Below are 14,053 nucleotides of genomic sequence, written 5' to 3'. Positions count from 1 at the left end.
AAGTATAAAAAATTTTCATGGAGGAATCGAAAGAATGGGCTTTTTAGTTTATTTTGCAATCATCATCCTCATCCCATTATGGGCACAAATGAAAGTGAAGGGTGCATATCGCAAATATTCTCAAGTTCCTGCATCTTCTGGGATGACTGGTGCTCAAGTAGCGAGGACAATTTTGGATAATAACGGTTTATACAATGTAAGAGTTGAAGAGACACATGGGGTTTTGTCAGATCATTATGATCCTCGTTCTAAAACCGTCCGCTTATCTTCTGGAAATTACCATGGGGTTTCCGTTGCTGGTGCAGCAGTTGCCGCCCATGAAGTCGGGCATGCGATTCAGGATGCACAAGACTATGCATTTTTACGTTTTAGACATGCTTTAGTGCCAGTAGCAAATCTTGGTTCAAATCTTTCTTGGATTCTCATTATGATTGGGATTTTTGCTCAAATATCAGGATTCTTGTTGTTAGGTATTGGCTGTATGGCAGCTGCAGTTCTTTTCCAAATTGTAACATTACCGGTTGAATTCAATGCATCAAGCCGGGCGATGGATGAAATTGTTTCCGCCGGTGTAATTCGCAATGATGAAGAAAGAGAAACTAGAAAGGTATTAAATGCGGCGGCATTAACCTACGTAGCAGCTGCACTTGTAGCTGTTCTAGAACTTGTACGTTTATTGTTAGTTTACACAGGTATGGTTGGAAATGAAGATTAAGATAGGGGGCTGATCATGTTCAGCCCCTTTTCTAACGTTCTATTGGTTTTTTGTTTTCATCTAATGTAAAACCTTCACCTAACACATCATGTACATCAGTGACAGTTACAAAGGCGTGGGGGTCAACGGAATGAATTAGGCTTTTTAGTTTTACAATTTCATTTCGCCCAACAACACAATATAGAACATTACGTTCTTGACCTGTAAAACTGCCCATTCCTTTTAAGATCGTTACACCACGGTCCATATCTTGCATTATTAGTTTTGCAATTTCGTTGCTTTTCTCAGATATAATAGTGGCACCTCTGGCAGAATAGGCCCCCTCTTGCATGAAATCAATAACCCTAGCACCAACAAAAACGAGAACAAGGGTATACATAGCTTCCCGGTATGACAAATAGAAAATTAAAGAAGCGGTGATCACACAAGCATCAAACAAAAACATCGTCCTTCCCATACTCCAGCCGATATATTTGTTAACCAATCTCGCAATGATATCGACACCACCTGTTGTACCCCCATATCGAAAAATGATTCCCAATCCAACCCCAATAAAGACACCTGAGAATAAGGCAGCAAGAAGTAAGTCCTCATGGAGAGGAATATGGAAAGGGCTAAAACGTTGGAATATCCATAAAAATATCGATACAGATACCGTTCCAATTATGGTATAAATAAAGGTTGTTCGACCCAAATACTTCCAGCCAATAAAAAACAGCGGAATATTAAGAACAAGGTTGGTTATGGAAGGATCAAGCCTAAATAAGAAATATAAAAGCAAGGTTATACCGGTAAAGCCGCCCTCTGCTAAATTATTTTCCATATTAAAATGGACTAATCCAAAGGAAAAAATAGCAGCCCCAAAAAGAATAAAGAGAATATTTGTTAGTTTTATACCTATCTTCATAACGAGGCCTCCTAATTAAGAAAAACAATATCATTATAAATTAGTTTGGAAAAAATGTTAAGAATTACTCTAAAAAGAAAAGGAATGGTTTGTCAAAAGACCTAAATTTAGCTAACATTAATATCAACAGACGAAATAGAGGTGAAGAATTAATTGAGTCAAAAGTCAATCGATGAGATGCAGAAAGAAGTTCATGAATATATAAATCAATTTAAAGAAGGTTATTTCAGCCCATTAGCAATGTTAGCGAGAATGACGGAGGAACTTGGTGAACTTGCCAGGGAAATCAATCACTTTTACGGAGAAAAACCAAAAAAAAGTGATGAAGAAGAAAAAACGGTAGAACAAGAGCTTGGGGATCTTCTTTTTGTGTTAATTTGCTTTGCAAATTCATTAAATATCAGCTTAGAGGAATCGTTTAATTTAGTTATGAATAAATTTAATACTCGAGATAAGGACCGCTGGACAAGGAAGGAATAGGAGGAGAACAATGGAGAAAATTACAATTATTTTAGCAGGACCACGTGGAAAGATGGGGATGGAGGCTTTAAAGCTCATTAAAGAAACGGAACATTTTGAACTAGCCGCGGCAATTGACCGAAAAAATGGGGGTAAACTAATTTCAAATATCGAGGGTTTGCCAGCCCTGGATGCTCCAATCTATGAGGATGTTGAACAATGCTTCCGAGAGATCAAAGCAGATGTATTATTAGACTTAACAACTCCGGAAATCGGCAGAAAACATACTGAGGCGGCCTTAAGGCATGGAATTCGACCTGTAGTTGGGACAACGGGCTTCAATGAGGAAGAATTGGAGGATTTAGCAAAAACAGCTGAGGAAAAAGGGGTTGGGGTTATTATTGCACCGAACTTTGCGGTTGGTGCTGTATTAATGATGAAATTTGCACAGATGGCAGCGAAGTATTTCCCGGATGTTGAAATTATTGAACAGCACCATGACCAAAAGCTCGATGCTCCTTCAGGTACAGCCATTAAAACAGCTGAATTAATTTCAAAAAGCCGAAAAGAAAAACAGCAAGGTCATCCAAATGAAAAAGAAACGTTACAAGGTGCAAGAGGGGCAAATATGAACGGCATGCGTATTCATAGCGTTCGACTTCCTGGTTTAGTTGCTCATCAAGAAGTTCTTTTTGGGGGAAATGGACAAATCTTAACGCTTCGCCACGATTCATTGCACCGCTCTTCCTTTATGTCGGGTGTTAAACTAGCTATAGAGACCGTAATGAATATTGATATTTTAGTTTACGGGTTAGAAAACATCATTGAGTAGGGGGATTGTGATGAATATTGCTTTAATTGCTCATGACAGAAAAAAAGAAGCGTTGATTCAATTTGTTTCAGCGTATACTCCAATTTTTGAAGACCATATATTATTTGCAACAGGTACAACAGGGAAAAAAATAATAGAGGCAACCGGGCTCCCTGTGCATCGCTTTCAATCAGGACCACTAGGTGGAGATCAGCAAATCGGGGCTATGATTGCCAATAATGAGATTGACTTAGTTATCTTTTTTAGGGATCCGTTAACGGCACAGCCGCATGAACCGGATGTCAGTGCACTGCTCCGGCTATGTGATGTATATGATATTCCGCTTGCATCCAATATGGGGACTGCTGAAGTGTTGATCCACGGATTGGAACGCGGCGATTTTAATTGGAGAACTCTAGATGAATGAAAAACTAAAAATTGGTATAACATGTTATCCAACGGTTGGCGGTTCAGGTGTTGTTGCGACAGAACTAGGAATGTTGTTAGCTGAAAGGGGTCATGAAATTCATTTTATTGCATCAAGCATCCCTTTTCGGTTAAATAAATGGTATCCGAATCTGTATTTTCATGAGGTTGATGTGAATCAATACTCAGTTTTTAAATACCCGCCTTATGATTTATCTTTAGCAAGCAAAATGGCCGAGGTGGCAAGGCGGGAAAATTTAGATTTGCTTCACGTACATTATGCAATTCCACATGCGATAAGTGCCTACTTGGCAAAGCAGATGGTCGGAGGTGATCGTCTGAAAATTATCACGACCTTACATGGAACTGATATTACAGTGTTAGGGCATGATCCTTCCCTGCAGGAGCTAATTCGTTTTGGAATTGAACAGTCAGATAGAGTAACAGCCGTATCAAAAAATCTTGCCCGGGAAACTTATCAATTGGTAGAAACGAATAAGGAGATAGAAACAGTTTATAATTTTATAGATGATCGTGTTTATTATCGACGTGAGCGCCCTACTATTAGACATAGCTATGGGATTCAAGAGGATGAAAAGGTCATCATTCATATATCAAATTTCCGGCAGGTCAAACGAGTTCCGGATGTAATTGATGCCTTTGCCCTTATTGAAAAGCATGTGAAGGCAAAACTACTTTTAGTAGGAGATGGCCCTGAATTTACAGTTGTTTGTAAAAAGGTAAAACAGCTTGGACTGGAAAATCGTGTTCATTTTCTTGGGAAGCAGGAAAATGTAGAAGAGATTCTATCATGCAGTGATCTCTTGCTATTACTTTCGGAAAAAGAAAGCTTTGGGCTTACTCTCTTAGAAGCAATGGCCTGCCGTGTACCTTGTATTGGTACAAATATTGGAGGAATTCCAGAAGTGATCGAAGATGGGATTAGTGGCTTTATTTGTGAATTAGGAGATACGAGTGCAGTGGCTGACAAAGCTATAACACTTCTATCTGACCGTGAATTACATAATAAGATGAGTCGACAAGCGTTTTTACGCACGAAAAATATTTTTAACCCGAAAAAAATAGTAGATCAATATGAAAAAATTTACTACGAAACCGTTTGTCCGGTATAAAGAGAGGGATAACATGGAAGAACCGTTTATAAAAGCAAAACCAATTATTGAAACTTTAATAGAAGCTGGATTTGAAGCCTATTTTGTCGGCGGTTCTGTCCGTGATCATCTTTTAGGGCGTTCAAGAGGTGATATTGATATCGCAACCTCTGCATTACCAGAAGATGTTCAAGCGTTATTTGATAGAACGATACCAGTAGGAATAAAACATGGAACGGTTGTCGTTTTACATAATCAAGAAATGTATGAAGTAACAACATTTAGAATAGATGGTGATTATCAAGATTTTAGACGCCCCTCGAAAGTTGAGTTTGTTACCTCACTTGAAGAGGATTTAAGTCGCCGTGATTTTACCATTAATGCCATTGCAATGGATATTCATGGCACCATTATCGATCCATTCGAAGGACAAAAGGATTTAAAAAATAAATTGATCCAAACAGTGGGAAATCCGGATGATCGTTTCTTAGAAGATCCGTTAAGAATAATGCGAGCGATTCGTTTTGTGAGCCAATTAGATTTTGAACTCAGTCCGGAAACGAAGAAATCGATTAAGAGGCATGCTCATTTACTAACTAAAATCTCAGTGGAACGGGTACTAGTCGAATTTGAAAAGCTTTTAACAGGGCAAACGGCAAATAAAAAGGCAATCATGCTCATCGCTGAACTGCAAATACAAAATTACCTGCCACTGTTAGACAATAAAGCGGAGGAATTAAGACAATTTGCAGTCCTTTGTTCGCAACAAGCACTAACCTTAGAGGAACAGTGGGCATTATTAATTCATATTCTTAAGATAGAGGACATTGAGTTCTTTTTTAGACAATGGAAAAGTTCAAATGAAAGAATAAAAACATGTAGGCTTTATTTAAATGTGATTGCAGAGCTTAAGAATTGCACGAACCTTTCGCGTTATACAGTGTATACATATGGGCCGGAAGCAGTAAAATCCGGCATCAGGTTATATTGTTTACTAGAAAATAAACAGTCTGATGCAGTGTTAACAGAATTGCAGACCATCACCCAAAGCCTCCCAATAGTAGCTAGAAAAGAAATGGCAATCACTGGAAATGATTTAATCGAATGGTATAGCAAAAAGGGAGGACCTTGGCTTTCGAAAACTATTGAGATTGTTGAAAGAGCCGTTGTTAATGGAGAGGTAGAAAATAATAAAGAAAACATAAAGGAGTGGCTTCTTACATGCAATCCTCCATCCGAAAACAATTATTAAAATTATTCTCAGATCATGAAGGGGAATTTTTATCGGGACAATTGATTAGTGACAAACTAGGTTGCTCTAGAACTGCAGTTTGGAAACATATTGAGGATTTACGGAAGGACGGCTTTGAGTTGGAGGCTGTTCAACGTAAGGGCTATCGTATCATAAAAAAACCTGATAGGATCAGCGGAAATGAAATACAGCTAGGTCTACAAACAAACTTTATTGGTCGTGAAGTTCATTATGAAGAATCGGTTACTTCAACGAATACACTGGCATTAAAGGATGCTTATGATGGTGCCCCGGAAGGCGCCATTGTTGTCAGCGAAGAACAAGTATCCGGTAAAGGGAGGCTTGGCCGTTCTTGGTATTCTCCTAAATTTACGGGGATATGGTTCAGTGTAATCCTAAAGCCCAATATTCCACCGCAACAAGCACCCCAGCTTACGCTTCTAGCGGCTGTAAGTGTCGTAAGGGGGATTGAAGCGGCCATCGGGTGTAAATGTGAGATAAAATGGCCGAATGATATCTTAATAAATGGAAAGAAAACCGTAGGGATATTAACCGAACTACAAGCGGAAGCAGATCGGATTAATGCGGTTATAATCGGCATTGGCATTAACGTGAATCAGCAGCTTGAACATTTCCCGGACGACCTAAAAGAAACAGCTACGTCTTTATCCATTGAGACAGGAAAAAAGCTAAATCGTTCAATGGTTTTGCAAGCAATTTTAAAAGAGCTAGAAGACTTATATGTGGATTATTTGGAAAATGGGTTTCAAGTTGTAAAAGTACTATGGGAAAACTATGCTGTTAGCATTGGAAAACAAATCAAAGCCAGAACTTTAACAGAAACTATCGAAGGAAAAGCAATAGGGATTACCGATGATGGTGTTTTATTACTAGAAGATAAAAATGGCACTATTCACCATATATATTCAGCAGATATTGAAATTTAGGAGAAAGATTAATTAATATAATATTCCGACTAGTTGAAAATATCCCCTGTTTTCTGTTATACTTGCAATGTTACATGGGTAGTATCTGTAAGAACTACACCGCTGAATGCAAGTACTGCAGATTAATTGAAATTTATACTGCCTTGATCCATAAAACGGACTAGGACAGGGGATGAATTAACCACATTGCTTACCCGTCTTTCCGTATGGAAAGACTTTTTTGTTTTATTTCTATTTGGGTAAAGAAATGGCGGTCTTCATTCCCTCATCTACTTGAGGAGGGAAACAATTGAAAACAACTACTGATTTCCAAAAAATGAAAACAAATGGCGAACCGATCGTGATGCTGACGGCCTATGATTTTCCATCAGCAAAGCTTGCTGAAGAAGCAAATGTTGATGTAATCCTTGTTGGGGATTCACTTGGAATGGTCGTACTAGGGTATGAGTCAACCATTCCAGTAACGGTGGAGGATATGGTTCATCATACAAAAGCAGTGCGGCGGGGCGCAAAAAATACATTCATCGTAACGGATATGCCATTTATGAGCTATCATACATCAATAGAAGACACAATGAAAAATGCAATGAAATTAATGCAGGATGGCGGAGCACATGCCCTAAAGCTTGAAGGGGCTGGGGATGTTTGTTTCACTATTTCACGTTTAGTGGCTGCGGGAGTGCCTGTTGTCGCTCATCTTGGACTGACACCGCAATCCGTCGGGGTGTTAGGCGGCTATAAAGTGCAAGGCAAGGATTCAGAAACAGCTAAAAAATTGATTGAGGATGCCAAGGAAGCTGAAAAAGCCGGAGCGATGATGCTTGTCCTAGAATGTGTGCCCAAACAATTGGCAGAGGTAATTACCTCGGAGATTTCAATTCCAACGATCGGAATTGGAGCGGGAAACAAAACAGATGGACAAGTATTGGTTTATCATGATGTCATTCAAAATGGTTTTGGCCATATTCCTAAATTTGTTAAACCATATGCCGATGCAAATTCAGTTATTCAAAATGCGATTCAACAATATAGAAGTGAAGTAAAGACACGTGAATTTCCAGATGATCTTCATTCTTTTACGATGAAAGAAGAACAACTTGTGTCTTTATACGGAGGAAAATAAGACATGCAGGTAATACGTTCTATTAAAGAAATGCAACAAATGGCAAAAGAGCTTCACAGGGAAGGAAACAGAATAGGTTATGTTCCCACAATGGGCTTTCTGCATGAGGGCCACTTAACATTAATTAACGAAGCAAAAAAGAATAACGACAAAGTCGTTATCAGTATTTTTGTCAATCCATTGCAATTTGGACCAAATGAAGATTTTGATGCCTACCCTCGCGATATTGTACGCGATGAAAACCTAGCTCAAAATGCCGATGTAGATATAATTTTTTACCCGGAAGTCGGAGAAATGTACCCGGTCGAACTGTCCACTACCATCAGTGTCAATAAACGTGTAAACGTCCTTTGCGGAAAATCAAGAGAAGGTCATTTTGATGGTGTCGCTACAGTTTTAATGAAACTATTTAATATTATCATGCCTGACCGTGCCTATTTTGGTTTGAAGGATGCCCAACAGGTTGCTGTAGTTGATGGGTTAATAAATGATTATAATATTCCGGTTGAACTTGTCGCTGTTGGAACCGTTCGGGAGGAAGACGGTTTGGCGAAAAGCTCTCGAAATGTTTATCTAACTGAACAAGAGCGTAGTGTTGCGCCTGAACTGTATAGAAGTTTACAAAAAGCAGTTCAACGTATTTTAGATGGAGAAAAAAATCTTGATCAAGTTAAAACTGAAGTCATAAATGCTGTTCATGAAAAAACGTCCGGGATCATTGACTATGTAGAAATTTATTCTTATCCGGATTTATTGGAATTAAATGAACCTAATGGCAAGATGATTATTGCACTTGCTGTGAAATTTTCAAAGGCACGTTTAATAGATAATATTACGTTTTCGATTTAGGGGGAAATATTTTGTTTAGAACATTAATGAATGCCAAAATACATCGGGCAAGAGTAACAGAAGCGAACTTAAATTATGTTGGCAGTATTACGATTGATGAAGATCTCTTGGATGCAGTTGGAATCGTTGAAAATGAAAAAGTCGCGATCGTCAACAACAACAATGGTGCAAGACTTGAAACCTACGTCATTGCAGGTCCACGAGGCAGCGGTGTTATTTGTTTAAATGGTGCTGCTGCACGTTTAGTTCAACCAAATGATATTGTCATTATTATTTCGTATGCGATTGTCCCAGAAGATAAAATTGCTCAGCATAAACCAAGAGTGGCCATTATGGATGAAAAAGATAACTCAATTAAACAATTAATTTATGCTGAACCTGCTTCAACTGTATTATAATGATATAGAGACGAATAAAAAGGCTTTCGCTTAATTTTAGCGAAAGCCTTTTTATACTATCAAAGTTTATACTATAATTTGTAGATAGTAAAAGAAAACGGGTTTGAGGGTGTAAGGATGAAAAATCGTTTTTTTGTTATAGATGTGGAGACGACCGGAAATAAAATTGGTACAGATAAAATCATTCAAATTGGTGCTATTCTAATTGAAAATGGTGAGATTATTGAGCAATTTGCCAGTTTTGTCAATCCAAATATGAAACTTTCTTCTTTCATTAAACAATTTACCGGGATTGAAGATGAAATGCTCAGCAAGGCCCCTACCTTCGATTTAATTGCACCAATGCTATCAGAAATGCTGGAAGACTCTTATTTTGTCGCTCATAATGTTCCGTTTGACATTGCTTTTTTAAAGGCTGAGTTTCGAAAATGTGGGGCAAAATGGAGGAATTGCCCGACTTTAGATACGGTTGAACTTTCAAGATTATTGTTTCCAACTTTAAATAGTTACAAATTAAATCAGCTTGCTACCGAATTGTCGATTGAACATGATCAGCCCCATCGTGCAGATAGCGATGCTGAGGCAACCGCACAATTATTGGTGAATTTATTAATAAAGCTTAAAAGCCTGCCATTAGTTACATTGAAAAAAATGCAATCCTATGCAGTATCTTTCCAAAGCAGCCTAAAGAACCTGCTTAAAGATATAATCAATGAAAAAAAACAATTATTACTGACCGATACAGAAGATTATGATATCCACCGTAATATTGCATTGAAAGTACAGAGAAGACAAAGCCAAATTGAAAATGAAAGACTTAATTTTGATGACTTTGAAACCAAATCAATCATCCCCCTGCTTAAAAAAGTAGATCCAAAATTTGAGGTTCGGGATGGCCAAATTGAAATGATTGAAACGATTGAAGAGGCATTTAAAACCCGAGTGCATGGATTGCTTGAAGCGGGAACCGGAACCGGTAAAACAATTGGCTACCTACTTCCATCAATTCTTCACGCCAAAAAAACAGGAAAGAGAATTGTGATTAGCACGTATACCACCCATCTGCAGGAACAAATAATGGGGCAGGAGATCAAAATCCTTAAAAAAGCTCTTCCATTTTCATTCAAAGCCACTATATTAAAGGGGAGGCATCATTATCTTTGTTTAAGGAAATTTGAAGAGTGCATGGAAACGGATAGTGATGATACGTATGATACTATATTTACAAAATCCCAAATACTAGTATGGCTAACAGAAACAAGTAATGGTGACGTTGATGAAATTAACTTATCATCTGGGGGAAGGCTTTTTTGGAATAAAGTAAAAAGTGATTCTTCCTGTTGTAGCAGCAAAGAATGCCCATGGTTTTCAAGATGTTATTACCGTCAAAAACGAAACGCAGCTGAAGTTTCCGATCTTATTATTACGAATCATGCCCTTCTTCTTTCAGATATGAAAAGTGACTTTTCATTAATACCAGCTTACAGTGAGCTTGTGATTGATGAGGCCCATCATCTTGATGATGTTGCCAGTGACCATTTAGGGATAAAGTTGGATTATACATCTATTCAAACATTGCTAAATCAAATTGGTCTTTCTGATGGAATAGAGCTGCTTCATAAAATTAAGTTGGCAACAAAAAGCATGAACATTGGCCTTTCATCCGAAATTGATAAGGTTGAGGAGCAATATATTGAAACTAAAAATATGATTGACGAGTTATTTAGAACAATCCGAACTTATACTTTAGCCCAGAAACAGCAAAGCAAGAATGAGATAGGCCGGATCACATATCGTTTTGATTCATCAAGTGAAGAAGGTCCATTATGGAAGAGTGTGAAAAGCTATGCATTTTTAGCAATTGAAATGCTCGAGGATATAAAATTTAATATTTTATCGATAGGTGAAAAGCTTGAAGCTCCATTCGGACTAATAACGGACATTAAATCGCTTGGAAAGGCTTTGGGGGATATTAGCAATGGTCTTTCCAAACTGTTATTTGAACATGAATCTAATAATGTAACATGGGTCGAAATTGAACCTAAGGGTGCACAGAACTCTGCCTTCCTATATTGTCAACCGATCGATATAAGTGAATTATTGGCTGACCGCTTGTTCGCTAAAAAGGAAAGCGTAATACTGACATCGGCAACCCTAGCAATAAATGATTCTTTTCAATATATAAAATCCAGCTTAGGTCTTTTGGATTTTGAAGTAATTACAAAAAAAATAGCTTCTCCTTTTTCTTATAAGGATCAGGTTCAGCTTATGCTACCTATTGATGTTCCGGAAATTAAGGATGTAGAGCAAACGGAATTTACCTGTGAAATCGCAAGTAAGATTATTGAAATTGCCAGGGTAACCCGAGGAAGAATGCTCGTTTTATTTACATCCTATGATATGCTTGAAAAAACTTTTTACAATGTTAAGGCTGCTGCTGGATTAGACGGATTTGTTTTAATTGGCCAAGGGATTTCAAGTGGAAGCCGCGACCGATTAACAAAAAGCTTTAAACAGCATGAACAGGCAATCCTTTTTGGAACAAGCAGCTTTTGGGAGGGGATCGATATCCCCGGGGAGGATTTAAGCTGTATTGTCATTGTAAGACTGCCATTTTCTTCGCCAGATAATGCAATCATGGCAAGAAAGTCAGAATTGATGAAACAGGAAGGAAAAAATGCTTTCATGGATCTGTTCTTACCTCAAGCCATATTAAGATTTAAACAAGGTTTTGGACGCCTGATTCGTGCGAAAAATGATCGTGGGGTTGTTTTTGTACTAGATCGCCGCCTCTCAACAAAAAGCTATGGAAAAAAATTCATTCATGCGTTGCCTCCGATTGAAATATATGAAGAAAAAACCGACGTATTATTAAAAAAGTTATCCGATTGGCTATGAGACATTTTTTCAAAAGAAAAAAGGGGCTACCTTAAGCCCCAAATTATGGTGTTGGAAGGAGATAGTTTTTATTAAATATTGTATAATGGGAAAAGAGACGAAGTAAAAAACTTATTTCTTAATACTATATTTCACTTTTACGGTTAACGATATGTGTAACAAAATTTGTTTATCTTGATCTTAGGGGGAGCGTATGAATAGTAAAGTGGAGGTCTTGGCGACAGTACGGATTCAAAATTCACCGGATCTTTATAAAATTGTTGATATTTTGAATCGAACACTGAAGGAAAGGGATGTAATGTTTGGGTTGGCTCTTGACCAAGAAGACCCGAATAAAGCAATTTTTACTATATATCAAACTTAGAGGTTTACTATGAAAAAATGGTTGTATATAATACCCTTATTAATGATTATCATAATTTGGCAGGCTTCCCACATTTATCATGAAAGTATGAGCTTCCAAAAAAAAGGTGAGAAAAAAGCAATTGCTTTTGCTGAAGAAAATGTAAAAGGATTGTCATCTATTTATGATGCAGAGTACTACCATGGAAGATTGGCTTATACCGTACTTTATGGAACAAACGATAAAGATGAGGATATCATCGTTTGGGTACCAGATTCAAAACAGGGGAAGTTGATTACAAAAAAGGCCAGTGAAGGGTGGTCAATAGAAAAAGTAAAAAAATATGTGATTGCGAATCAAAATCCTTTAAAATTAATTGATATAAGACTTGGTGCTGAAGTAATGAAGGATAATCGGACAAATAGAACTGAGACAACGCCGCTTTGGGAAGTCACTTATTTAGACCAAGAAAAGCGTTATACATATTATTTTATGAAATTTGAAGATGGATCATTTGTGAAAAGGTACAGTCTTAAAAAAGACCGCTTTGAGGAGGAAATTTAGCAATGGAATTAGCAAATCGTGTATCATCCTTAACACCATCTACAACACTTGAAATTACTGCAAAGGCTAAAGCATTAAAGGATGCGGGCCATGATGTTATAGGTCTTGGTGCTGGGGAACCAGATTTTAACACACCACAGCACATTATTGAGGCCGCCGTTAAAGCAATGAATGAAGGTCAAACAAAATACACACCTTCTGGTGGTTTAGTGGCATTAAAGGATGCAATTATTGAGAAGTTTAAAAAAGATCAAAACCTTACTTATGCCGGGAATGAGATTATTGTTTGTGTGGGAGCAAAGCACGCCTTATATACATTATTCCAAGTTATTCTTAACCAAGGTGATGAAGTAATTATCCCAACACCATATTGGGTTAGCTATCCTGAATTCGTAAAATTAGCTGAAGGTACTCCTGTCTTAGTTGAAGGTAAAGAAGCAAATGATTTTAAAATTACACCAGAACAATTTAAGGCTGCGATTACACCAAAGACAAAAGCTGTTGTAATTAACTCTCCTAGTAACCCTACGGGGATGATCTATACTGCTGAGGAGTTAAAAGCATTAGGTGAAATTGCCCTTGAACATAATATTCTCATTGTTTCCGATGAAATATATGAGAAGTTAGTTTATGGTGATAATGTGCATGTATCAATTGCAACGCTATCACCTGAGCTTAAGAAACAAACCATCATTATTAACGGAGTTTCAAAGTCACATTCCATGACAGGCTGGCGTATTGGATATGCAGCTGGTGACAGCACAATCATAAAAGCGATGACTAACTTAGCAAGTCACAGTACATCCAATCCAACATCAATTTCACAATATGCTGCCATCGCTGCCTATACTGGACCGCAAGAGCCCGTTCATGAAATGAAAAAGGCATTTGAAGAGCGCTTAAATAAAATCTATGAACAGCTAATGGAAATTCCAGGATTCCAATGTGTGAAGCCGCAAGGTGCTTTCTATTTATTCCCGAATGCAAGTGAGGCAGCTAAATTGGCTGGTTACGACGATGTTGATTCATTAGTAAAAGCGTTATTAGATGAAGAAAAGGTTGCTATAATTCCTGGTTCTGGATTCGGTGCACCTGAAAACGTACGTCTATCTTATGCAACATCATTAGATCTTCTTGAAAAAGCGGTAGCTAGAATTAAACGTTTTATGGAAAACAAAATCAAATAAAATCGGGAGAGTAAGGCGGTGTAAGTTTACCCCGCCTCTTTTCTGTATAAAATGAATAGGTA

15 protein-coding genes are annotated in these 14,053 nt (G+C 37.7%); 14 read left to right on the top strand and 1 reads right to left on the bottom strand.

The window, feature by feature from the left end; translation table 11 throughout:
* Positions 1–34 precede the first annotated feature (34 nt).
* Positions 35–715 carry a zinc metallopeptidase gene (locus P9E47_RS04805; RefSeq protein ID WP_003331130.1) on the top strand — a complete coding sequence of 227 codons (681 nt, stop codon included), beginning with the start codon at positions 35–37 and terminating at the stop codon, positions 713–715.
* Positions 716–746: 31 nt separating this feature from the next.
* Here P9E47_RS04805 and P9E47_RS04800 read toward each other — a convergent pair whose 3' ends face one another.
* Entirely contained in the window at positions 747–1,622 is an 876-nt protein-coding gene (locus P9E47_RS04800) for a YitT family protein (RefSeq protein WP_003331129.1), read from the bottom strand.
* Positions 1,623–1,799: 177 nt separating this feature from the next.
* Between P9E47_RS04800 and P9E47_RS04795 the strand changes: the two genes are divergently transcribed.
* From P9E47_RS04795 to P9E47_RS04735, 13 genes are all read left to right on the top strand, one after another.
* On the top strand, positions 1,800–2,102 hold the full coding sequence (locus tag P9E47_RS04795; RefSeq protein ID WP_407697166.1) for a nucleotide pyrophosphohydrolase: 303 nt from the start codon (positions 1,800–1,802) through the stop codon (positions 2,100–2,102).
* Positions 2,103–2,112: 10 nt separating this feature from the next.
* Entirely contained in the window at positions 2,113–2,913 is an 801-nt protein-coding gene (gene dapB, locus P9E47_RS04790; protein WP_003331127.1) for a 4-hydroxy-tetrahydrodipicolinate reductase, read from the top strand.
* A 10-nt stretch (positions 2,914–2,923) separates the two neighbouring features.
* Complete coding sequence (gene mgsA, locus P9E47_RS04785) at positions 2,924–3,319, top strand: methylglyoxal synthase (protein WP_003331126.1); 396 nt, start codon at positions 2,924–2,926, stop codon at positions 3,317–3,319.
* Positions 3,312–4,451: an N-acetyl-alpha-D-glucosaminyl L-malate synthase BshA gene (gene bshA, locus P9E47_RS04780; RefSeq protein ID WP_326162706.1), complete on the top strand. Its 1,140-nt coding sequence runs from the start codon at positions 3,312–3,314 to the stop codon at positions 4,449–4,451. Before mgsA ends, bshA begins: the two co-directional genes overlap by 8 nt.
* A gap of 13 nt (positions 4,452–4,464) precedes the next feature.
* Complete coding sequence (locus P9E47_RS04775) at positions 4,465–5,682, top strand: CCA tRNA nucleotidyltransferase (RefSeq protein WP_003331123.1); 1,218 nt, start codon at positions 4,465–4,467, stop codon at positions 5,680–5,682.
* On the top strand, positions 5,652–6,629 hold the full coding sequence (locus P9E47_RS04770; RefSeq protein WP_003331122.1) for a biotin--[acetyl-CoA-carboxylase] ligase: 978 nt from the start codon (positions 5,652–5,654) through the stop codon (positions 6,627–6,629). The genes P9E47_RS04775 and P9E47_RS04770 overlap by 31 nt, the downstream gene beginning before the upstream one ends.
* A 289-nt stretch (positions 6,630–6,918) precedes the next feature.
* Positions 6,919–7,752 carry a 3-methyl-2-oxobutanoate hydroxymethyltransferase gene (gene panB, locus P9E47_RS04765; RefSeq protein ID WP_003331121.1) on the top strand — a complete coding sequence of 278 codons (834 nt, stop codon included), beginning with the start codon at positions 6,919–6,921 and terminating at the stop codon, positions 7,750–7,752.
* Positions 7,753–7,755: 3 nt separating this feature from the next.
* Positions 7,756–8,601, top strand: coding sequence for a pantoate--beta-alanine ligase (panC, locus tag P9E47_RS04760; protein WP_326162704.1), 846 nt, complete (start codon positions 7,756–7,758; stop codon positions 8,599–8,601).
* Between the two features lie 11 nt (positions 8,602–8,612).
* The gene (gene panD / locus P9E47_RS04755; protein ID WP_003331119.1) at positions 8,613–8,999 is read left to right on the top strand and encodes an aspartate 1-decarboxylase; all 387 of its coding nucleotides are present in this window, start codon (positions 8,613–8,615) and stop codon (positions 8,997–8,999) included.
* A gap of 117 nt (positions 9,000–9,116) precedes the next feature.
* Entirely contained in the window at positions 9,117–11,897 is a 2,781-nt protein-coding gene (gene dinG / locus P9E47_RS04750; RefSeq protein WP_326162702.1) for an ATP-dependent DNA helicase DinG, read from the top strand.
* A 193-nt stretch (positions 11,898–12,090) separates the two neighbouring features.
* Positions 12,091–12,261 carry a YpmA family protein gene (locus tag P9E47_RS04745; RefSeq protein WP_003331117.1) on the top strand — a complete coding sequence of 57 codons (171 nt, stop codon included), beginning with the start codon at positions 12,091–12,093 and terminating at the stop codon, positions 12,259–12,261.
* Positions 12,262–12,270: 9 nt separating this feature from the next.
* Entirely contained in the window at positions 12,271–12,804 is a 534-nt protein-coding gene (locus P9E47_RS04740) for a cell wall elongation regulator TseB-like domain-containing protein (RefSeq protein ID WP_003331116.1), read from the top strand.
* A 2-nt stretch (positions 12,805–12,806) separates the two neighbouring features.
* The gene (locus tag P9E47_RS04735; protein WP_326162700.1) at positions 12,807–13,991 is read left to right on the top strand and encodes a pyridoxal phosphate-dependent aminotransferase; all 1,185 of its coding nucleotides are present in this window, start codon (positions 12,807–12,809) and stop codon (positions 13,989–13,991) included.
* The last annotated feature ends 62 nt before the right edge of the window (positions 13,992–14,053 follow it).

Origin of the sequence: Schinkia azotoformans (genome assembly GCF_035811335.1) — a bacterium.
Lineage (GTDB): Bacteria > Bacillota > Bacilli > Bacillales > Bacillaceae_J > Schinkia > Schinkia azotoformans.
This window is presented reverse-complemented; position numbering and strand designations above follow the sequence as displayed.